Source organism: Rhizobium sp. PRIMUS64 (assembly GCF_023006465.1).
GTDB lineage: Bacteria > Pseudomonadota > Alphaproteobacteria > Rhizobiales > Rhizobiaceae > Rhizobium > Rhizobium leguminosarum.
Genome location: NZ_JALBGX010000123.1, coordinates 1 through 19,793 on the forward strand (window position 1 = coordinate 1; position 19,793 = coordinate 19,793).

Sequence of the window (19,793 nt, forward strand, 5' to 3'; positions counted from 1 at the left end):
GCAGCGCAGCGCCTTCGAGGCGATGCAGGACAGGTTGAAGGTCCTGCAGCGGACGGTGCGCATGGAAAGCAGCGAACAGATCATCTCGGAACGGCGCCAGCGGGCTGTCAGTCGTGGCATTAGTCTCTGAGACCAATGAACGAGCTGCGGGAGAGATTATGGACGGCAGGAAATCGCTGCAATGCGATCGCCCGCGCCCATATCGCGATCGAGATCAAGAACCAGGCGCGCGGTCGCTCGCTCGCCCGTCAGCTGTGGGCCATCCCTCGGCTCATGGAGTATTCTGTCAACCCAATTACTTGGCGGAGGCAGCGAACGGCTTCAAGCAGCGTGTCGATCGCGGGTGCATGACTCAAATAAGCTGACTTTGAGGATGCGCCCCATTTTCTCGAACTCAGCCGGGCTGCCCTTCAACGTGTCTGAAACTCCTGGTGCAGGATGCGGCAGGCGTCTTTCATGACAGGACTTTTGTAGCCATCGTATTCAGATAAAACTAGTCCCCCTGCTCTGCGTGTTGATCATGAACCCTTCGCTGTGGGGACACCCTGTCTGCCCCTACACGTCCCGCTCCCGAAATCTGCGTTCAACCGAGCGGCTTGGATGATCACCGCGAATCTGTCCGACCTATAAGGCCGGACAGATTCGTAGTGTCGGAATGCTGTCGGAGTAAACATGCGTGCGACATCAAAGCCGATGGCCCTCGCATTTGTTTTCGAATTTCCCCAACTGCTGGAAAACTCGGACCCAAAACTTGAAATCGCCTGAGCGACCGTCGGAGCGAGCGCTTATGGCACACCAGGCTGCCGCGGTTTTCGCATGTTGTCCGTAAAGCGAACGGACAGCAGTACTTATGTCCCCAACATCTGCATCACTCCAAAAATCCGGTGCGGTTGCGGCGCAGCCGGCTGAGAACCTTTCGAACATTTCGCGCATTAAAAAGCCCCGTTACCGTCCGGAAACAGGCCATCAAATTATGCCGGACGTCGATCCCACCGAGTGGGCCACGATCACGTGCCGTCCCTGGCAAATACGCGCTTCAGTGCGAAGTGCTTCTCATGCTCAACATTATGTTGTAACAAAACCGAAAGGCAAGCTATAAAAATACCCGCAATGAGAGCGATTTTCGCGATAGTTTACGAATCAGGCTTGAGGTGTCACTTAGAATGAGGCAATCCGGTGAGAGTTTTGTCGTAGCAAACGTGGAAATGGTGGGGTCAACAGCTGGCGGTGCGAGCCGATGAGCGCGCTTCTGGCGATCGTATCCCGGGATGCCGACTATTATTTGATGCTGTCATACATCTTGAGGGGGGCCGGATACAGGACGGTGCTGGTCGATATTCCAAACGAGGCCGTGGCGATCGCCGAGGAGCGCGGCGCTGCAGCTATCATCGTCGACTGCCAGCCGGGTTCACAAATTCTGGCTGATATCGCGTCGAGCCTGGGGGAAAAGGGGCTTGCCGACGAACTCACACTCATCGCACTCGTCGCCGAAAAGGCCGCTTATCTCGACATACTGAAAGCCGACGTCGATGAGAGCTTCACAAGGCCGATGCCTCCGGAACGGCTGCTGTCTTATCTCCACGGTGAAATAGGCAATTCCCCCGACGAAGCGTCTGGCCGCTTCATTCCAATATATGACGATCTGAAGCTGGACGTCAGCGGCCGGCGTGTCTTGGTAAGGGGTATGCCGGTTAATCTCAGCCCGATCGAGTTTCGTCTGCTGAGCGCTCTTATGGATGACGCGGGGCGTGTTCTAAGCCGCGCGGAACTGATCGCGGTCGCTTGGCCGAAATCAGCTTTCGTCGAGCCTCGGACAGTCGATGTTCATATCGGCCGGCTCCGGCGTGCATTGAGGCGGGCGCTTGGCCGCGATTTGATCCGCACCGTGCCAAAGGAAGGATATGCAATCGACGTTGCGTAAAGTATGTGACTTCCCCACGTTCACATGTTCATCGAAACTTCCCGAAAACTTGCTGTCGCCTTCGTTGCATAAACGACGATCACGCGCATAGCTTGAAGTCCGTTGAACATTTGGGAGCACAACATGCAAGAGGCAGCTTCGGGCGCCGGATCGGCGAAAACATCCCACAGAAACACCGCGGGCCTGATCAGCCACGCGAGTCCCCACTTTGCAGCCGCCCATCTCAACGGCTTGATGGCCCTCTATGTCCATCCGTCTGACGGTCGAGCGGTGGAGCTGCCGGTTTCGGAGCGCCGATTGAAGCGCGTCGTCGACTTCGTCCGCTGCTCGTATCTCGGGCTCGACAATCACCCCTCAATCATCGAAGGCGCAATAGAGACAGTTCGGCGCTACGGAACACTACACTGGTCCTGCGCCCGGACGCGGCTCAATTTTGCAGTCCTCGGAGACCTCGAGGATGCTCTTTCTGATCTCTTCGGCGCGAGGGTTATCACCTACACAACAGTGCTTGCCGCCAACTTAAGCGCGCTTCCGCTGATTGCGTCCGGCGTTCTGACGGGCGGCAAAAAACCTGTCATGGTATTCGACCGTCTCGCGCATGCAACGCTCGCCTTCAACAAGCCCGTCGTTGCTGAAGAATGCGAGGTGCGCACTATAGGCCACAACGATCTTCAGGCGCTCGAAGAAATTTGCCGCCAGAACGAGGCGGTCGCCTATGTTTGCGACGGTGTCTATTCCATGGGTGGCTGTGCCCCGATCAAGGAGTTGCGGGAGCTTCAGGAGCGATACGGCCTCTTCCTTTACATCGATGATGCTCACGGTATATCGATTTTCGGGGAAAGAGGCGAGGGGTTTGCCCGTTCACAGATGCCAGAAGGTCTCGGTGAACGGACGATCATCGCCGCCTCGCTCGGGAAGGGCTTCGGAGCGTCGGGCGGCATGCTGATGCTCGCAACGGCGTTCCAGGAAGAGATCTTCCGGCGCTTTGCTCTCGCGCATGCCTTCTCGGCCTCCATCAATGTTGCGGCGATCGGTGCAGCTCTGGCCTCTCAGTCGATTCACCGCACACCGGAACTTGGTGTGCGGCAAAGGACGCTCGCAGAACACATCTCTCTTTTCGACGAGCTGGTGCCGACCGCACAGGCAGGGTCCCGACTCCCGATCAGGACCGTCGTCGTCGGTGACGAGCTTGCGGCAATCGGCGCTGCCAGACTTGTATTTGATTCTGGTTACTACACGTCGGCCATTTTCTTCCCGACTGTGGCCAAGGGAAGGGCGGGGCTGCGAATATGTCCGACTGCCGGCCACACGGCATCCGAATTGCGCGACGTCGCAGCTGCCGTCAATCGTGCTCTCAAGGGATAAAGATCTGTCTCCGCCCCTTCGGGCGGAACCACCGCCCAAAGGGGGATCGTTATCGGATCCAGGCATTCCAACGCTCGAGCATCATCGCAGCATTGTCGTTGATCCATTTGGCGTCCGGGATGACGATGTAATCCCGGATGTCCTCGTCGCTCGGCAGTGCCGCGCGTGCAGCCGGCGACATCAAATCGATCGCCTTGCGGCTCGGCGGCGTGCAAAGGAGTTCGTTGCACACCCCGGCCTGCGCCTCCGGATGATCAAGCCAGTAGCCGATCAACTTCAACGCGTTTGCGCGGTTCGGCGCATCCTTGATAATCGTCAAGCGATCGCCGACGAGGAACGAGGCCTGTTTGGACCAGGCGATCTGGCGTCCTTCCGCCTTCAGTGTATTTGCGCGCGTCAGCCAGATCTGCCCGATTCTGTAGTCGCCGTTGCGAAAGCCCTGAACGCTCTGGTCACCGGTCTTCCACCAGAGCGATATCGCCGGGCGGATCTCGTCGAGCTTGTTAAGGGCGCGATCAACGTCGAGCGGAAAGAGTTTGTCGCGCGGAACACCATCGGCGAGGAGCGCGGCAGCCATTACCCTCCACGGATCGTCGAAATTTGGAAACGAGCGACCCCCAGGAAATTTTGTCTGGTTCCACATATCGGCCCAGCTCAACGGATTCCCATCCTTGAAGGCAGTCGGGTCGTAGGCCATCAGCGTTGCGGTTGAAAAAAGCCTGGCCCCAGCGCTGACGCAGGCATCCTCGACCAGATCTGGCCGGCTCTGGAAAGACTTGCAAAAGTCGGTCAGGTCTTCAGATGTCAGCCGATGCGCTTCAGCGCTCGCCTGGATCTCGCCGTCCGGATAAAGGTCCCAGGTCACGTTGCCGGTCTTGACCATGGCCGACGCTTTCGCCCGCATCTCGGCATTCGTTGCCGCGACCGAAACAACTTTGATGCCGGTCTTTTCGGTAAACGGCTCGAACCAGAATTTTCGAAGCGCGGCATCGTAGGCGCCGCCTGTGGTCGCAATGATGACCTGCTCCTCGGCTTGCGCCGCCCCCGCACCGGCAAGCATGAGGCAAGCCGCAAGCAGTGGCTTGATCTTCGTTCGCTTTTTCATCGGTTCTTCCTCTCTCCGATTGATGTGATCATGTTAATCCTCCCCGCGGCCGGTAAGGAGATGAATGGTCCCCATGAGCAGCAGCGATACCGCGACGAGCAGCGTCGAAACCGCCGCTATGACCGGGGTGAGATTGAAATCGATGTCCTCGAACATCTTGCGGCTGATCGTTTTTCCGCCCGTATCGGAAATGAAGAAGGCGACTGTTGCCTCATCGAACGACGCCAGAAACGCAAAGACCGAAGCCGCAGCCACCGCCGGGGCGATGTTAGGAAGCACAACGCTGATAAAGGCGCGGCTCCGGCTTGCCCCGCAATTCAGTGCGGCAAGCTCGAGTGACGTGTCGAAGCGCTCGAGTGCTGCCGACACGGTGATGATCACGTAGGGAACAGCAAGTACGGTGTGCGCGATCAGGAAACCAGCAAAATTGCCGGTCAGACTGAGCGGGGAAAAAACCAGATAAAGGGCAACGCCAAAGACAACATGGGGAACGATCATTGGCCCCAGCGACAATGCCCGCAGAAGCGTCTTTCCCGGCAGATTACCGCGAACGAGCCCGATGGCGGCCAATGTACCGATAACCGTCGAAGCGACCGTCGTCGCCAGCGCAATCTGCAGACTGAAGATCGTTGCTGCGCGCCAGTCCGGATCGGATAGAAAGTCGATATACCAGCGAAGCGTCAGGCCCTTCGGCGGGAACTCGATATAGCTGCTGTCGTTCAGCGAAATCGGGATGACGAGCAACGTCGGCAGAACCAGGAAGAACAGGATTTCCCCGATCAGGAAACCCCCAAGGAGCCGCAATGCCGCTTTGCCGTAAGGCCGATGGGTGCTGTTGACGGGAGAGGGGGCGAATGAGGCGGTGACTGCGGGCTCAATTGACACTGTTCATTCCTTTGCTGACGGAAAGCGCCTTGCGGAACACAAGGACAAAGATCAGCGTCGTGGTCAGAAGGACGGTCGCGAGCGCTGCGGCAAATGGCCAGTCAAGCAGAACGGTGGTTTGCTGGCCGATCAGCGTTGCCATCATCAATGCTCCAGGCCCGCCGACGAGTGCCGGCGTGATATAAAAACCGATCGCCAGGATGAAGCACATGACGCATCCGGCAAAGATTCCAGGCAAGCTGAGCGGCAAGGTCACGCGCCAGAACGCGCTAATCGGGCCGGCGCCGAGATTGCGGGCGGCTTGAGTGTACTCTGCAGGAATAGTGCGAAGAACGTTGTAGACCGGCAGGATCATGAAGGGCATGAGAACATGCGTCATCGCAAGGATCACCGCGCCTTCGGTGTAGATTAGCTTCAACGGACTGCCAATGAGGCCGCTCTCGATCAGCAGACCGTTAACGATGCCGTTTCGCTGCAGCAGCACGATCCAGGCATAGGATCGCACCAGCACTGAGGTCCATAGTGGGACCAACACCGCGGCCGATACGAGCATCGCCATCCTGCCTTTGGCATGCGCCATGAGAAAGCTAACCGGAAATCCAAGCAGCAAGCTCGTCACTGTTACGATGGCGCCTGTCTGCAACGTCCGAAGCAGGACTTCCATGTAGAGTGGCTCGGTGACGATCCGCTCGTAATGCTCCAGCGTGAATCCCGGCGCCATTAAGCTCAAAGAGACGAGCCGTCCAATCGGATAGATGAAGCCTCCGGCCAGTAACAGCATCAACGGCGCAATAAGCAGCAACGTCAGCGCGTGCGAATACTGGCGCGCCGAGCGTGAGAAAAACCAGCTCGCTGGACGGGTTGGTACAACGCGTGGGTTATCGACGGTCGTGGTCATTTCATCCCTCCTCAACCGTAAAGAGCCGGAGGCCGTCGCGTTCGGCGACGACGTCCACGAGTGCCCCCATTGCGAAGGGCTCCCTCTTTCCATCGGCAGGGATCTGCACCTGAATGATCTCGCCGCTTCCGAAATCAGTGCGAACTAGATGAAGGTCGAAGGAGCCGGCAAAGACCGACGTTTCGATCCGACCGGGGAGGGCGTTCTGTCCTCCTGCGCCCCGCGCTGCAAGGCCGAGGCGCTCAGGGCGCAGCGCGAGCCGAACGCGATCACCTATCTTTGCCGAACCCTCGAAATTATGGGCGGCACCGGGCGTATCAATAACCACGCCGTCACCCAGTCTGATCGTGTGACGACCAGCGGTCTCGCCCAGGAATTCTCCCGTTAGGAAATTCATCTTGCCGATGAAGTCGGCGACAAAGGCACTCTCCGGATTACAGTAAAGATCCGCCGGGCTTCCAAGCTGCACGAGTTGCCCCTTTGCCATGACAGCGATCCGGTCGGACATCGTCAACGCCTCCTCCTGATCGTGCGTCACGTAGATGACCGTTGCACCGAGGCGCCGCTGAAGCTGCTTGATCTCGATCTGCATGGATTCGCGCAGCTTCTTGTCCAGTGCCCCGAGTGGCTCGTCCATCAAGAGAACAGGCGGTTCGAACACCATTGCTCGCGCGACTGCAACCCGCTGCTGCTGGCCGCCGGAAAGTTCGTGGGGATAGCGCTTGGCATAGTCCGGGAGTTGGACGAGGTCGAGCGCCCGGCTAACGCGTTCTGCCCTGAGGTCCTTGCGGATGCCGCGCATCCTCAGGGGAAAGCCGATGTTTTCGGCGACGGTCAGATGCGGGAATAAAGCATAACGCTGGAAGACCATCCCGATATTGCGGCGATCGGGCGATACGGCGGTGACATCGCGCCCACCAATGATAATGCGTCCGGCAGACGGACTTTCGAAACCGGCGATCATTGTCAGAAGCGTCGTCTTGCCCGATCCGGATGGACCGAGGATCGACAGGAATTCGCCTGCTGAAATGTCCAAGGTCACTGCGCCTACGGCAGTCTGGCTGCCGTAGGCCTTGCCTATGCGATCGATAAAAACAGGCGCACCAATCAAACTGATATCTCCTTATGTGTGCTTTAAGATGCATTGATCCCTCCCGACTCCGCCCGCGCGGCGCCAGGTGGTGTGAGTGTCGTGCCGGCAAGGCCGGCATCTGTTCAGGCATGGCCGCCGCACGGGGCCAAGGCGTTGCTAATATTCACGATCCCGTTATGCTGTCACATTGCGTGATCAATTTTTACACAATGCATTTTTGTTGCAACAAAAATGTGAAGAAGTCAACTCGTGGGGAGTTAATTTTGAACGAGAATACAACTGAAGAGGAATCGTCGGCGTCGGAATTGCACTCCGGGCGTCTCAGCGACTTCGCCTATTCATCCATCAAGGAGCAACTTACGCGGGGCGTATACAAGCCCGGTCACAAGTTGCCGATCCGTTCGGTTGCCGAAATGCTGAAGGTTGGGGCGACGCCGGCGCGCGAGGCGATTAACCGCCTGGTCTTTGAGGGTGCGCTCGTCATGGTGGGTCCTAAAACCGTCATCGTCCCGCATCTCGATCTTTCGGCGCTTTACGAAGTCACGCAGATGCGGCTTGCCCTCGAAGGATTAGCGACCGAAAAAGGCGCACTTCGTGCGACCAATGATGTGCTTGACAAGCTATTGGCAATACAGGAAAAAATCACACTTTCGCTCGAGGAAAAGCGCTACGGCGATGCTCTTCACGACAATAAAGAATTCCACTTTACCATCTATCGACTGTGCGAGATGCCGCACCTTCTTTCGACCATCGAGGCCCTATGGTTAAGGATCGGCGCCTCGTTCCACGACCTCTATCCTGAGTTTGCGGAAGCGAAATACGGTGTCCACAACCACCTGGCCGCGATTGAGGCTCTGGTGGATAAAGATCCCTCCGCCGTCCGAGCGGCAATGGAAAACGACATTCGAGACGGCTATCGGCGCCTCAAGAAAGCAGCGCAGGAGCGTCTCAAGCGGCAATAACATCGTGGCCGGATTTTTTTGTTGCAACTTCTTCGGGTTCATGATTTTTGTGATAACAAAATTATGAAGGGTCGCGCCGTGACCCATTTGCCGGAGAAGATCGAATGTTTCACCCTTATATCTTGCGCGACGGCCGGGGATTTCCCCGGTCGAGGTCCGAACATTTCTTCAAAAAGGGTCGCCGCGTGTTTCCAACCGGGATCACGCGCGTCACCGTCGATCATGAGCCCAGCCCGCTCTACATTTCGCGCGGGGAGGGGGCCTATCTCATCGACGTCGACGGCAACCGCCTACTCGACCTAAACAATAATTTTACGACGCTGATTCACGGCCATGGTTTTCTTCCAGTTGCCGACGCGGTTGCAGATCTTCTTCATCGCGGCACATGTTTCTCTAACCCGACCGAGCACGAAATCACGCTGGCCGAGCTGTTGATCGAGCGCATTCCGGCTATCGAACATATTCGCTTTGTCAGCAGCGGGACCGAGGCTGTTATGTTTGCGATCAAGGCCGCTCGCGCCTTCACTTGCCGGCCCGGCATCGCACGGATTGAAGGCGCCTATCACGGCGCTTACGACTGGGCGGAAACGGGGCAGGCGGTGTCGCCGGCTATATGGAACGATCCCTCGGTGTCTCAGGCCGTACCGGCCTATCGCGGAATGCCCCGTTCGGTAAGGGACGAGGTAACGGTTATCCGCTTCAATGACATCGCGGATCTAGAGCGCCGAATTGCTTCGGCTGCCCCTTCACTGGCTTGTATCTTGATCGACCCGATGCCAAGCCGCGCCGGGCTGATAGCGCCTGAGCCAAGCTTTTTTGCCGCTGTCGAGGCGATCGCGAAGCAATACGGGATTCTCATCGTGGCCGATGAGGTCCTTAATCTGCGGCAGTCATATGTGGGGGCGTCGGCCCGCTATGGTCTCCACCCCGATTTGGTCGCCGCCGGCAAAATCATCGGCGGAGGTTTTCCCGTCGGGGCGATCGGCGGGCGCAAGGACGTGATGCGGGTGTTCGCAAGCGACAGCGGCAAGCCGCTGCTGCCGCAAGGCGGCACGTTTTCGGCAAATCCCGTATCGATGGTTGCGGGCCGGGTTGCCATGGAGGCGATGACGGATGGCGCTTTCGCTGCACTCGAGAGCCTTGGTGATAGAATCCGGGCTGGACTTCGAAAGGAAATCGCGCGCCACGGGGCAGCCTTCAGCGTGACGGGGGCGGCATCCTTGTTTCGTATCCATCCGAAAGGAAAGCAGCCAACGGACTTCCGCGAGGCGTATCTCGCCCCGGAAGAGGCCGAGTTGATGGGGCGGCTCTCCAGGCATTTCCTCAGTTGCGGCATCCTGCTTCCCAATGGCGCTGCGGCGTGCCTTTCGACGGCAATGACAACTGCGGACGGGGATGCGGTCGTCTCAGCCTTCGCAGACTTCCTTTCAATCCTCGAAGCAACTCCAACCGAAGCAGGCATGTGACCATGGCAACTGATCATCTAACCGTCGCCGAGCGGATCGCTCTTTCCCTGAAGAGGCACGACGTCACCCATATCTTTGCTCAGAGTCTGCCTTCGGCGGTTATCCTTGCGGCCGAAGCAATCGGCATACGTCAAATCGCCTACCGTCAGGAAAACATGGGCGGGACCATGGCCGACGGGTATGCGCGGCTGTCAGGCAAGGTCGGCGTTGTAGCAGCGCAGAACGGACCTGCGGCAACGCTTCTCGTTCCGCCGCTGGCCGAAGCGCTGAAGGCTAGCGTTCCGGTCGTTGCTCTCGTTCAGGATGTGGAACGAGATCAGGCTGATCGCAATGCATTCCAGGAACTCGATCATCTCACCCTGTTCCAATCATGCACGAAGTGGGTGCGCAAGGTGCTCGTTGCTGAGCGGATCGACGACTATGTCGATGCTGCTTTCACGGCAGCCGCCTCGGGCCGGCCGGGACCGGCAGCTCTCCTGCTCCCCGCCGACCTCTTGCGTGAGCAGATCTCCCCTTCGCTGTTTCGTCGTGAGGCTGTGCTTGGCCACTGGCCACTCGATCGGTTGCGTCCACGCGATAGCGACATCGAGCACGCAGCCTCGATGATCGCCGCAGCCCAGGCGCCCATCGTCATCGCCGGAGGAGGCGTCCATGCAAGCCATGCCGCCGGCGAGCTTTCGGCGCTACAGGACGAAGCCTCGCTTGCCGTCCTGACGACCAATATGGGAAAAGGCGCGGTCGACGAATACCACCCGCTGTCAGCTGGCGTTCTCGGTGCTCTCGTCGGGCCGAGATCGCTTGGACAGCACGCGCTTGCCCTCGTCGAAGAAGCCGATCTCGTCATTCTGGTGGGGACGCGAACCAATCAGAATGGCACTGACAGTTGGCGCCAAATTCCCCGGTCCGCGTCAGTCATCCACATCGATGTCGATCCCACCGAAATCGGACGTACCTACGAAGCGGTCAGATTAGCAGGCGATGCGGCCGAAACTATCAGCGCGCTTCGCCGCGCGCTTGCCCGACGCGATCTCTCTTACCGCGCATCGCAGCGCGACAAGTTGACGGCTCGGATTGCGGGTTTCTGGCGCGCGTTTGACATGGAGCGACGATCTATTGCCCGTTCGGAGAACAGTCCGATCCGTCCAGAGCGAGTCATGTCCGACCTGCAACAAGTATTGACGGCAGAGACGACCGTTGTTGCCGATGCGAGCTATTCCTCGATGTGGGTCTCGGGCCAGCTCCGAGCCCTTTCGGCCGGCATGCGCTTCCTATCGCCGCGGGGCCTTGCCGGACTTGGGTGCGGCCTGCCACTTGCGCTCGGCGCGAAAGTGGCAAAGCCCGACAAGCCGGTCGTTGTCATCGTCGGGGACGGCGGTTTCGCGCATAGCTGGGCGGAGTTGGAGACCATGGTGCGGAGCAAGCTTCCGGTACTCATCATCGTGTTGAACAACGGTATCCTTGGCTTCCAACGTGATGCGGAAACTGTCAAGTTCGGCAGCTTCACGACTGCCTGCAGTTTCGCGGACGTCGATCATCGGCGAATTGCGGAAGCTTGCGGCTGCCCAGCAGTACGCATCTCGGATCCCGCCAACCTTTCTCAATACCTTGAGCGCGGTCTCTCTGGAGAAGGGCCCTTGCTGATTGAGGTAATAACAGAGGCCGCCGCCCATCCGCCCCTTTCGCTGTTTACTGGAATGGATCAAGCGGCATGAGCCCTGGTGGCAGTTCGCATGTTGCGGTCATCAGCGGTGGCACGACTGGGATAGGTCTTGCCACTGCGTTTCGACTTCTCAGGGCCGGTCATCGGGTTGCGGTCTTCAGCCATGGTGAAGCAAGCGTCATGGCCGCAGGCTCTGCGCTTGCCGAGGCTTTCGGGCCAGAGCGCTCGCTTACGAGAAAGGTCGATCTCCGCGAACCGGCGGCGATCAATTCCTTTTTCGGCGAAGTCACCCGTGTCCTAGGCGCACCTGGGATCCTCGTTTGCAACGCGGGGATTTCGCCGAAAAGTCCTGACGGCCCTCTTCACGTCGCCGACCTTACCCTTGAAGAGTGGAACGACGTGCTCGCCGTCAACCTGACAGGGACGATGTTGTGCTGCCGGGCCGCTCTGCCCGCCATGAAGGAAAGCGGTTTTGGAAGGGTCATACTCGTTGGATCTCTTGCCGGCCGGACGATACCGCGGATCGCCGGCGCGAGCTACGCGACGTCCAAAGCCGCACTTTCAGGATTATCCCGCGTGCTCGTCTCTCAATATGGCTCCTACGGCATAACATCGAATGTCGTGGCGCCAGGTCGCATCCTGACGCCACTCACAGGCTCCCCGCAAAGCAAGACCAACATCGACGCGCTCGCCCGTATTCCGGCCGGGCGGCTCGGTGCACCGGACGACGTCGCCGCGGTGATCGCGTTTCTGGCATCGGAGGATGCACAGTTCGTCAACGGAGCCATCATAGATGTCAATGGCGGCGAGTTCGCAACGAGTTAGGGCTTGCCGCATCGTCAACCGACAGAAGAGGCGATAGACATGACCCCGGTCATTCTGGTCTGCTCACAGGACGCCGAGCTTTATCTGCTCCTCGCGCATATTCTGCGTAGTGAAGGCTTTGAGGCTCGTCTTGCTGCAAGTGACGACGATGTGGTGGACGCCTGCACATCAGTAGAGCTTTCCGCCGTCGTACTGGATTGTGCAGGTTGGCCGAGTGACGTTGCGCCTCTGTGTGCGCTCTTGAAGGGCTCGGGGCTTTCCGTGGGTGCACTCATCGGCGAGGATATGCGCACGCAGCACCTGCAATTGATCAAGGCGGGCCTCGACGAAGGCATCACGCGTCCTCTGTCGCCTGCAAAGCTTCTCGCCTTTCTGCACGACATAAGCCCTCGGCCGGCGATTTCGACTCTGCCAAATTGCGCTTCCGCCGCCGAGATTGTCTTCGGGCCGCACGCAGTCGTAGTTTCAGGCAAGATAGTAGCGCTTGCGCCTATTGAAATGAGAATCCTTAAATTCCTAATCGAAAGGCAAGGGCAGATCAGTACCCGCAAGCAACTCATCGAGGCCGTTTGGCCCGTTCCGCACGCTGTAGAAAGCCGGACCGTTGACGTGCACATTGGCCGGCTGCGAAAAGCGTTTGCAGGACTCCGCAATCTGAGGATTCGCACTGTCTATGGCGCGGGTTACGTGCTCGATACCACGATTAACCTCCGCATGTTTTAGCGCCCCGCGACTACCATGGCAGGCGTGCGTGGCAGGCTGCCCGCTGATATTGCGAGACATCATCATAACGTCTTGTGACGAAGGGCAGCGATGACGCGGTCGGCCATGAAAGCGCAACGGGCGCCATCGAACGGGAACAGGGCCGAGAATGCGCCGGAGAGCTGCTTTTCGATCGAATGGCGCATCATCTTGCGCGCCCGGTGCAGCCGGGTCTTGGCGGTTTCGGGTCTTATGCCGAGGTAAGACGCGGCCTCGTCTGTGCTCATGCCCTCGACATCCCGGAGCACGAACACGGCGCGAAAATCATCCGGGAGTTCGTCGACCGCATTCTCGAGGAGATGCCGCGCCTGGCTCCTGGCGAGCTCGGCTTCCGGATCGGCCGCGGACAAGGGGGAGGGAAACTGCAACACTTCGCCACCCGGCGCCATCGTCTGCATATCGACTTCCTCGAGCCCGGTAGTGTTCTTCCGCTGCCGCACACGGCCCAGCGCCTCGTTGAGCGTAATGCGGGTCAGCCATGTCGAAAGTTGCGCCTCGCCCCGGAACGTCGCCAGATTGGTGAATGCCTTGATGTAAGCGGCCTGGACGACATCTTCCGCCTCCGCATCGTTGCGAATGATGGCGCGCGCTGTCCGGAACAGGCGCTGGTTATGACGCTGAACGATCGTGCGGATGGCGGGCTCGTCGCCTGCTTTTGCCAAGGGCACGAGATCGGCGTCGGACAGTATCGACATCTGCTGCCGGTGTCGCGCGGCCGGAATCGGAATGGCTATCATGGGGAATTCTCCGCCCGCTCGCCCGTCTTTCGATTGGAGCCCGGCCTATGGCCGGACCTCCAGCTTGCCCGTCATAGCGGGATGAAAACGACAATAAAAATCAATCGCTCCCGCTTGGGCGACCGTCATGCGGCCTTCCGATGTCGGCGGCAGGTCGATATCGAAGCTTTTGTCGCGAGCGGTTGCCGTGTGCCGGAATATATCATCGTTTCTCCAGACGATCACATCGCCCACATGCAGCTCGGGAGGCGGCGAGCTGAATTTCATGCCGGTGATGGTGATCCGATAGTCCGCCGCCGAGGCAACCCCGTTGCCTGCCCAAAGTAGTGCAAAGAGCAGCGAGAGCCGTAGGGATTTCATCAGCAAGCCCATTGCCATGTCTATTTGGTCTTCGAAGCCAGATGCTCGGCATGCATCTGGTGCTCCTTGAACAGGGTCAGGCCCGTTTCCAGCAGCGACTTGAGCTCTTTATTCCCAGCCGACGGGATCAAGATGTTGGCAAGCGCGTCGTTGACGGACTTGTGATAGGCGACTTCGTTTTCGACATAGGCCTTGTCGAACGCCGCGCCGTCGAGCGCCTCCAGCGTCGTCAGTTCCTTAGCTGCTTGTGTCGACAAGGACTGGCTGACGGGGTTGTCTTCGGGTGTCACCTTCAGCTTCTTGACGAGAGCGAGCGCCTGATCGTTGACGGCCTTGTGGTCGCGCTCCATGGTTTTGGCGAATGCAATGATTTCGGCATTCTTGCTCTTCTTCAACGCCTGTTCTGCCGCGGTGACATCGATCTGTCCCGCCGTGTAGGCGATGTGGGCGATCTGAGGATCGGTCGGCTTGGCATCGGCGGCGATCGAAGCCGTGCCGAGTGAGGCCGCCATCAGAGTGGCGCCGAGAATTCGTTTCAACATGATCTGTCTCCCTTGTGTCGTGACTGAATGCCTTCCGGCGGCAACAGTGATGTGCCTTCGGAAGCGAGCATTGGATGCAGCTCGGACGAAAAGGTTCCCGGAAAATTCGGACCCAGAGAAACAGCTTGTCGTCGGCGTCGGTCACTGACGGGTCAGTCTTTGCCGATGAAGCGCTGAAGCACGATAGCGTGATTGTGGTCCACGTCTTTCGCAGCGTAGAGAAGCGTCGTGTCCGCTTGTCCGATCTGGCGTTTCAGCTCCTCCACGGCAGACGGATTCTTTTCCAGCTCGTTCCGATACCGGCGCTGGAACTCCGTCCATTTGGCGGGGTCGTGGCCAAACCATCGGCGCAGCGCCGGGCTTGGCGCGATATCCTTCAGCCAGATATCGACTGCTGCATCCTGCTTGCTCAATCCGCGCGGCCATAGCCGGTCGATCAGGATGCGCGCGCCGTCCTTGTCGTCTTTCGGCTCGTAGATTCGTTTGATGTGCAAGGCCATTTGTCCACCCGCCGTAGGTTCGAAAGCCAATCTCGATCGAATACGCGTGACTAGGTTTTGGTTCCCCCAGGGAGCAGATCGAGCAGGTGGCGGAACCGTTCAAACGGCCATCCATCGAATCAACTTAAGCAATATGGTTGCCAATTAGTCACACCCGCCTACCTGCGGACTGTCATAATTGATTTTTCGCGTGCAACTGGTATTGCTCGGTCGTACACCGCTGATATTTTCCGATTCTCTCAATATTGCCAAAAGGATACTTGATGCGAAAGTTGGCGCCGCTCGTCCTTGTCGCAGTTCTTAGCGCCTGCGCCCGGCCATCGGATGGCCCAACCGCCGGTGGTTTTTATAATGCCACTGCCCCTCAAAGTAACGAGAGGATCCCGGTGGTCAGGCTCTCGGAAGCGCCGATGGGTCAGGTTGCGGCCACCCCACTTGCCTATGCGGCCACCGATCCCGGGCTCAGCGCCATGCGCTCGAGCGGATTTGCCGATACGAGGCTGCGACGCGGCGACGTTATCGAGGTAACGATCCTCGACACCGGCGAAGAGGGGCTTTTCTCTTCAACCCAGAGCAAGACTCTTAATCTCGGCCGCTTCACTGTCGATTCCACGGGCAATGTGACCCTTCCCTTCGTCGGCAAACAGCGCGTGATGGATTCCTCGACCGAGGCTCTGCAGACCCGCATCGTCACCGGCTTGAAGGGGTCGGCAGTCAATCCGCAAGCTGTCGTCACCGTGGTCGACAGGCCCTCCAGCGGTATCACCGTCAATGGCGACGTGCGTTCCGCCGGCCGCTTCCCGCTCACCGCCCGCAAGGAGCGTGTGCTCGATGCGGTAGCACTCGCCGGCGGCGCATCGTCTGCTCCGGGCTCTGCGACCGTCACGCTGATGCGCGGCAAGCAGCGCGCCACTGTGCCGCTCCAGCGCGTCATCGACGACAACAAGCAGAATGTCTACCTGCTGCCCGACGACCAGATCTATATCGACAAGGATGCACCCACCTTCACCGCCTTCGGCGCCTTCAAGAGTGTTGGCGAGTTCGAATTCGAGCCGGGCAGGCTGACGCTTGCCCAGGCGCTCGGGCGAGCCGGCGGCCTGCTCGACGATCGTGCCGATGCGCGCAATTTCTATGTGCTGCGCAACCAGCCTGTCTATACGCAGGTTGCTGCTGCAAACGCGAAGACCCCCGTGCCGGCTGTGGTGAGCACCAAGCCGGTGATCTACCGCGTCGATCTGAAGGACGTTTCCAATCTGGCGCTGATGCAGCGGTTCCAGATGATGGATGGCGATATCATCTACGCCAGCAATGCCAGCCTGGTCGACTTTGCCAAGCTCTTCAACGTGTACCAGAAAAGCGTGCCGACGGCCGCGGCACCGATCCCCGGTTCGAGCGGTAATTAAGCATCAACAGGACGTTTTGCGGAGCCGCCGAGCAGATGCAAGGCGGCTCTTGCATTTTCGGGCCTAGCTTGCGGATCCTGTTGGGATAGGTGGTTCGCCAATGCCTTCAGGGCTTTGGTTCCGTCGCTCTCCTCGTTGCAACGGCTAAGCAGCAAGGACAGCAGAAGCCCGGCGGCGTAGAGATCGGACCGTTCGTCGAGCGGTTCACCGGTCATCTGTTCAGGCGATGCGAAATCTGGCTGGCCGGCAAAGGCGAGATCGAATTGACCATGCCGGGATCCGCGCTGAAGCGCGATGCCGAAATCGGCGATCTTCAAACGGGAGAGATCGCCGTCGTCGAGGAGGTTGAGCGGGGACAGGTCGCAATGCACGAAACCGGCGGCATGGATGGCCTCCAGGCCTGAAAGCACCGAGGTCATCACTGAAGTGCTCTCGCCGAGGGATAGTGGCCTTTCCCGCAAAAGCTCCGCAAGCCGGCTGCCGATCCATTCCATGACGAGGGCAGGGCGCCCATCGGCAAGGCGCAGAACGGTCTGTGTCGCGGCAATGTGGGAATGACGGAGCGCCATGCCGATTTCCGCCTCGCGCAGCATCAGTTTCCTGAGCACGGGATCATCGGCGTGGTCGGGCCGCGGCATCTTGATGGCATGAAACGTTCCGAGATCGCGATGGCGGGCGCGATAGACCCGGGTGGCCGCGCCGTCATGGATCAGCGCCTCGAGCACAAAGCTGTTGGCGACGATCTGGCAATCCGTCTCGCGAAGCCGGGCCTCGCCCCGGTCGAGCGCGTCCCGGACGCGGTCTGCCAGGATTTGCCGCGTCTCGGGTGAACCCTCATTCAACGCCTGCCAGAGATGCGAAAAACGTCGCGCGATCTCTTCGAAATCCGCGGGATGATCATGTGTCATCAGTCTTCACATCGATCACGATCGCACTGAGGTTTTCGCGGCAATTGGCAATCAACCCCTCCTGGACGAGGATATCGGCCGCGTTTTCGATTTTTGCTGAAATGAGGATTTCAGCGATGTTCCTCTCGGGGACGACGCTTGATAGCGGGGCGCTGCAGAGCAGCAGCCTGTCGCCGGGTTGCAATTCGCCGGAACGGACTTCGGGAACGAGATGTCCCCGCATGCCAATGGCGCGCGAAAGCGTGCGTCGCAGGCCGATCTCCACATGGTCGCGGGTAAGGCAACGCATCATGCCGTCCCGCAGAAGATAGCAGCGGGCGTCACCGACCCAGAGCAGGGCGCAGTTCTCACGAAGCGTGGCCAGCACGACGATGCTCGCGGCCGACGGTTCGCGATCCTGGGAAAGATAGGCCGATTGAAGCAGGCCGTGGGTGCGGCCGAGCTTACCTTTGATGTCCTGCACCAAAGCTTCGATCGTCTGCTGCTCGGCTGTTTCAGCCAGCACATGAATGGCGATCTTGCCGACTTCGGCAGCAGCATTGCTGTCGCCAATGCCATCGGCCACGGCAAAAAGCGATGGCGTTTCCGATACGAGCAGCGCATCGGCATTGACGGTGAGCCGCGTGCCGACGTGCGTGGCATGGCTGTGGCGGAGCACGCAAGGGCGCTGAGGTTCGACGATAACAGGGCGCGGTGTCGCGGCTGTTTCGGGTTGCGGTGGTGCCGAAGCCACGGGGGAATTGTCGTGCAGCAGCTTCGGAAAATCCTCGGCATCCGGGGCGCCGCTGACACGAAACCCCTTGGCGCGCCGATCCTCAGAATTAATCCGCCACCAGAGCGTGCCGCGGCCGGAAGCGTTGTCCTGCAGCGTCTCGTTTTCCGCGAGGTCGGCCGGGCGCAGGGTCCGCAGCCGCTTCAGGCTCGCGGTGAAATGATTGATGTCGAAATCCCGCTTGGCCGAGCTTTCGGCAATCGCCTCGGCGGCAGTGAACCAGGTGTCATCAAGGTAGAGCTGGCGTGGATGCTCGGCAAAGCCGTGAAGCTGGGCGGCGATCACAAGCGGAAAACTGCGCCCGACGCGGTCGAGGCTCGGAAGCAGAACGCCGGCAATGGTGGCCGGCCCCCAAAGACCGCGTTCGACGATAAAACGCCATGCCGGCATCGTGCGAAACCGGCGTTCCCAATCCTCGCCGAGTTCCCGCTGCGCCGCTTGCAGCCCCGACTGCAGCCAGGCGTCGAGTGCGGCTTGCAGGTTGCGGCCCAGTCCCATCGAAACGAAATCGCCGTGGCTCGGCAGCTTGCCGAAGAAGCCGATTCTGTCGGCTTCAGCAGGGCTTCGGTCCAGGGCGGCGCGCTCGTTCATATCGGACCGGTCAGAATTGTGCCGGGCATGAGAAGGCGCCGAGCGCCTCCAGCCGGAATGGATTGAGCACCGAGCCGAACTGCACGTCGAACTCCGCCGCCTGGCCGTTCTGCTGGAATTTTGCCCGGAAGAGATCGTCGCCCTGTATGGCGAGGTCGGCATCGTCGAAGAGCCGGAAGGGCGACCAGTCGCCGTTCTCCGTCAGCGCCTGCTGCCAGCCGCCCGGCTGGAAGGCGAGGCGCGAAACGTTGCTGGCGTCCGTCGACGGCCAGGTGATCGATTTCGATTGGATCGGGCCATGGAAATAGACCACGCGTTCGCCCTCGATCTCCAGCATCACGGCGCTGGCCGCCTCGGTCAGCGATACCGGCTTGACGTTGATTGATATCGACGGGTTCTCGCTGCCGGCCGGGAAGAAGGCGCGGTTGATCTTGTCGGCATTCTCGAACTGGGCGATCGCTGCACTCGGAATGCTCGCTGCGCCGAACGTACCCTTCCAGCCCCATGGCGAGGCGCTGGTGTCGACGAAGGCTTCGAGCTTTTCCTTGAAGAAGATCTTGAACAGTCCCTCCGGTCCGAAGAGCCTGATGAAATCGCTCATCGCCACGTCGCGCGGAGATTTCCGGTCGAAGGGGTAGCGACCGGCGACGACATTCGAGCAGAAACCTGCGCCTTCGGCCGCCCAGGCGTCGCTGATACGCGAACGGGCGGATTTGACCGCCAGCGATCCAACATCCGCAGCCAACCCCGCCATCCAGCTATCGACCGGCGCCGGCAGCTTGCGGGCCTGCTGCAGCAGGTCCTGGTTGGCGTCGGTGAGCTGGCTGTCAACGTCGAAGACTTTCGCAACTTCGGCGGTCGACGTCGTGGCGCGGGAAAGCTGCTCCTGGACCCTCTGCAGGATCGGCTCGAGCTGCCCTATCTCGGATCGTGGTGCATCCTTCGGCTGGTCGGCGGGCGACGATTGGCCGACCGGCGCCTTCAGAGCCTCGCGCAGGCGGCCGAAGGGATCGGGCGCATTCGCCGCACTCGCAAGCG

General features: G+C 59.7%; 19 protein-coding genes. 8 read left to right on the plus strand and 11 right to left on the minus strand.

Features of this window, described 5'->3' with window-relative positions:
* Positions 1 to 1,237 precede the first annotated feature (1,237 nt).
* The gene (locus MOV76_RS31320) at positions 1,238 to 1,921 is read left to right on the plus strand and encodes a response regulator transcription factor (protein WP_247265973.1); all 684 of its coding nucleotides are present in this window, start codon (positions 1,238 to 1,240) and stop codon (positions 1,919 to 1,921) included.
* Between the two features lie 123 nt (positions 1,922 to 2,044).
* Positions 2,045 to 3,286 (plus strand): aminotransferase class I/II-fold pyridoxal phosphate-dependent enzyme, encoded by a 1,242-nt coding sequence (locus MOV76_RS31325; protein WP_247265974.1) that lies wholly within the window; start codon positions 2,045 to 2,047, stop codon positions 3,284 to 3,286.
* A 49-nt stretch (positions 3,287 to 3,335) separates the two neighbouring features.
* Here the strand turns inward: MOV76_RS31325 and MOV76_RS31330 are convergent, their stop codons facing one another.
* The 4 genes from MOV76_RS31330 to MOV76_RS31345 form a co-directional block, all read right to left on the minus strand.
* A complete protein-coding gene (locus MOV76_RS31330; RefSeq protein WP_247265975.1) occupies positions 3,336 to 4,391 on the minus strand; it encodes an extracellular solute-binding protein in 1,056 nt (351 codons plus the stop codon).
* Positions 4,392 to 4,424: 33 nt separating this feature from the next.
* Positions 4,425 to 5,195 (minus strand): ABC transporter permease, encoded by a 771-nt coding sequence (locus MOV76_RS31335; RefSeq protein ID WP_131598693.1) that lies wholly within the window; start codon positions 5,193 to 5,195, stop codon positions 4,425 to 4,427.
* Positions 5,196 to 5,265: 70 nt separating this feature from the next.
* On the minus strand, positions 5,266 to 6,174 hold the full coding sequence (locus MOV76_RS31340; RefSeq protein ID WP_247265976.1) for an ABC transporter permease: 909 nt from the start codon (positions 6,172 to 6,174) through the stop codon (positions 5,266 to 5,268).
* Position 6,175: 1 nt separating this feature from the next.
* The gene (locus MOV76_RS31345) at positions 6,176 to 7,285 is read right to left on the minus strand and encodes an ABC transporter ATP-binding protein (protein WP_247265977.1); all 1,110 of its coding nucleotides are present in this window, start codon (positions 7,283 to 7,285) and stop codon (positions 6,176 to 6,178) included.
* 245 nt (positions 7,286 to 7,530) lie between these two features.
* Between MOV76_RS31345 and MOV76_RS31350 the strand changes: the two genes are divergently transcribed.
* From MOV76_RS31350 to MOV76_RS31370, 5 genes are all read left to right on the plus strand, one after another.
* Entirely contained in the window at positions 7,531 to 8,229 is a 699-nt protein-coding gene (locus MOV76_RS31350; RefSeq protein WP_247265978.1) for a GntR family transcriptional regulator, read from the plus strand.
* Positions 8,230 to 8,333: 104 nt separating this feature from the next.
* Positions 8,334 to 9,695 carry an aspartate aminotransferase family protein gene (locus tag MOV76_RS31355; protein ID WP_112907436.1) on the plus strand — a complete coding sequence of 454 codons (1,362 nt, stop codon included), beginning with the start codon at positions 8,334 to 8,336 and terminating at the stop codon, positions 9,693 to 9,695.
* 2 nt (positions 9,696 to 9,697) lie between these two features.
* Positions 9,698 to 11,407, plus strand: a complete 1,710-nt coding sequence (locus MOV76_RS31360) for an acetolactate synthase catalytic subunit (RefSeq protein WP_247265979.1) — start codon at positions 9,698 to 9,700, stop codon at positions 11,405 to 11,407.
* A complete protein-coding gene (fabG, locus tag MOV76_RS31365; protein ID WP_210068651.1) occupies positions 11,404 to 12,180 on the plus strand; it encodes a 3-oxoacyl-ACP reductase FabG in 777 nt (258 codons plus the stop codon). The genes MOV76_RS31360 and fabG overlap by 4 nt, the downstream gene beginning before the upstream one ends.
* Positions 12,181 to 12,219: 39 nt before the next feature.
* Positions 12,220 to 12,903, plus strand: coding sequence for a response regulator transcription factor (locus MOV76_RS31370; protein ID WP_210068650.1), 684 nt, complete (start codon positions 12,220 to 12,222; stop codon positions 12,901 to 12,903).
* A gap of 62 nt (positions 12,904 to 12,965) precedes the next feature.
* On the opposite strand, the gene MOV76_RS31375 is transcribed toward MOV76_RS31370, so the two are convergent.
* The 4 genes from MOV76_RS31375 to MOV76_RS31390 form a co-directional block, all read right to left on the minus strand.
* Positions 12,966 to 13,679: an RNA polymerase sigma factor gene (locus MOV76_RS31375; protein ID WP_247265980.1), complete on the minus strand. Its 714-nt coding sequence runs from the start codon at positions 13,677 to 13,679 to the stop codon at positions 12,966 to 12,968.
* 45 nt (positions 13,680 to 13,724) lie between these two features.
* Positions 13,725 to 14,051, minus strand: a complete 327-nt coding sequence (locus tag MOV76_RS31380; RefSeq protein WP_247265981.1) for a cupredoxin family copper-binding protein — start codon at positions 14,049 to 14,051, stop codon at positions 13,725 to 13,727.
* An 8-nt stretch (positions 14,052 to 14,059) separates the two neighbouring features.
* Positions 14,060 to 14,581, minus strand: a complete 522-nt coding sequence (locus tag MOV76_RS31385) for a DUF4142 domain-containing protein (protein WP_247265982.1) — start codon at positions 14,579 to 14,581, stop codon at positions 14,060 to 14,062.
* A gap of 152 nt (positions 14,582 to 14,733) precedes the next feature.
* Positions 14,734 to 15,081: a DUF488 domain-containing protein gene (locus MOV76_RS31390; protein WP_210069556.1), complete on the minus strand. Its 348-nt coding sequence runs from the start codon at positions 15,079 to 15,081 to the stop codon at positions 14,734 to 14,736.
* Between the two features lie 263 nt (positions 15,082 to 15,344).
* Here MOV76_RS31390 and MOV76_RS31395 point away from each other — a divergent pair, with 263 nt between their 5' ends.
* A complete protein-coding gene (locus tag MOV76_RS31395; protein WP_210069555.1) occupies positions 15,345 to 16,484 on the plus strand; it encodes a polysaccharide biosynthesis/export family protein in 1,140 nt (379 codons plus the stop codon).
* On the opposite strand, the gene MOV76_RS31400 is transcribed toward MOV76_RS31395, so the two are convergent.
* From MOV76_RS31400 to MOV76_RS31410, 3 genes are all read right to left on the minus strand, one after another.
* Positions 16,481 to 17,392 carry a serine/threonine-protein kinase gene (locus MOV76_RS31400; protein ID WP_247265983.1) on the minus strand — a complete coding sequence of 304 codons (912 nt, stop codon included), beginning with the start codon at positions 17,390 to 17,392 and terminating at the stop codon, positions 16,481 to 16,483. The genes MOV76_RS31395 and MOV76_RS31400 overlap by 4 nt on opposite strands.
* Entirely contained in the window at positions 17,382 to 18,755 is a 1,374-nt protein-coding gene (tagF, locus tag MOV76_RS31405; RefSeq protein WP_247265984.1) for a type VI secretion system-associated protein TagF, read from the minus strand. Before tagF ends, MOV76_RS31400 begins: the two co-directional genes overlap by 11 nt.
* Before the next feature lie 10 nt (positions 18,756 to 18,765).
* On the minus strand, positions 18,766 to 19,793 hold a 1,028-nt coding region (locus MOV76_RS31410; protein ID WP_309506653.1), incomplete at its 5' end, for a type VI secretion IcmF C-terminal domain-containing protein.

Excerpts from the sequence above, each read along its gene's own strand:
- MOV76_RS31390 (WP_210069556.1), bottom strand. The coding sequence starts at position 15,081 with ATGGCCTTGCACATCAAACGAATCTACGAGCCGAAAGACGACAAGGAC.
- MOV76_RS31395 (WP_210069555.1), top strand. The coding sequence starts at position 15,345 with ATGCGAAAGTTGGCGCCGCTCGTCCTTGTCGCAGTTCTTAGCGCCTGC.
- MOV76_RS31380 (WP_247265981.1), bottom strand. The coding sequence starts at position 14,051 with ATGGGCTTGCTGATGAAATCCCTACGGCTCTCGCTGCTCTTTGCACTA.
- MOV76_RS31400 (WP_247265983.1), bottom strand. The coding sequence starts at position 17,392 with ATGACACATGATCATCCCGCGGATTTCGAAGAGATCGCGCGACGTTTT.
- fabG (WP_210068651.1), top strand. The coding sequence starts at position 11,404 with ATGAGCCCTGGTGGCAGTTCGCATGTTGCGGTCATCAGCGGTGGCACG.
- MOV76_RS31360 (WP_247265979.1), top strand. The coding sequence starts at position 9,698 with ATGGCAACTGATCATCTAACCGTCGCCGAGCGGATCGCTCTTTCCCTG.
- tagF (WP_247265984.1), bottom strand. The coding sequence starts at position 18,755 with ATGAACGAGCGCGCCGCCCTGGACCGAAGCCCTGCTGAAGCCGACAGA.
- MOV76_RS31330 (WP_247265975.1), bottom strand. The coding sequence starts at position 4,391 with ATGAAAAAGCGAACGAAGATCAAGCCACTGCTTGCGGCTTGCCTCATG.
- MOV76_RS31355 (WP_112907436.1), top strand. The coding sequence starts at position 8,334 with ATGTTTCACCCTTATATCTTGCGCGACGGCCGGGGATTTCCCCGGTCG.
- MOV76_RS31340 (WP_247265976.1), bottom strand. The coding sequence starts at position 6,174 with ATGACCACGACCGTCGATAACCCACGCGTTGTACCAACCCGTCCAGCG.
- MOV76_RS31320 (WP_247265973.1), top strand. The coding sequence starts at position 1,238 with ATGAGCGCGCTTCTGGCGATCGTATCCCGGGATGCCGACTATTATTTG.
- MOV76_RS31385 (WP_247265982.1), bottom strand. The coding sequence starts at position 14,581 with ATGTTGAAACGAATTCTCGGCGCCACTCTGATGGCGGCCTCACTCGGC.
- MOV76_RS31370 (WP_210068650.1), top strand. The coding sequence starts at position 12,220 with ATGACCCCGGTCATTCTGGTCTGCTCACAGGACGCCGAGCTTTATCTG.
- MOV76_RS31325 (WP_247265974.1), top strand. The coding sequence starts at position 2,045 with ATGCAAGAGGCAGCTTCGGGCGCCGGATCGGCGAAAACATCCCACAGA.
- MOV76_RS31375 (WP_247265980.1), bottom strand. The coding sequence starts at position 13,679 with ATGATAGCCATTCCGATTCCGGCCGCGCGACACCGGCAGCAGATGTCG.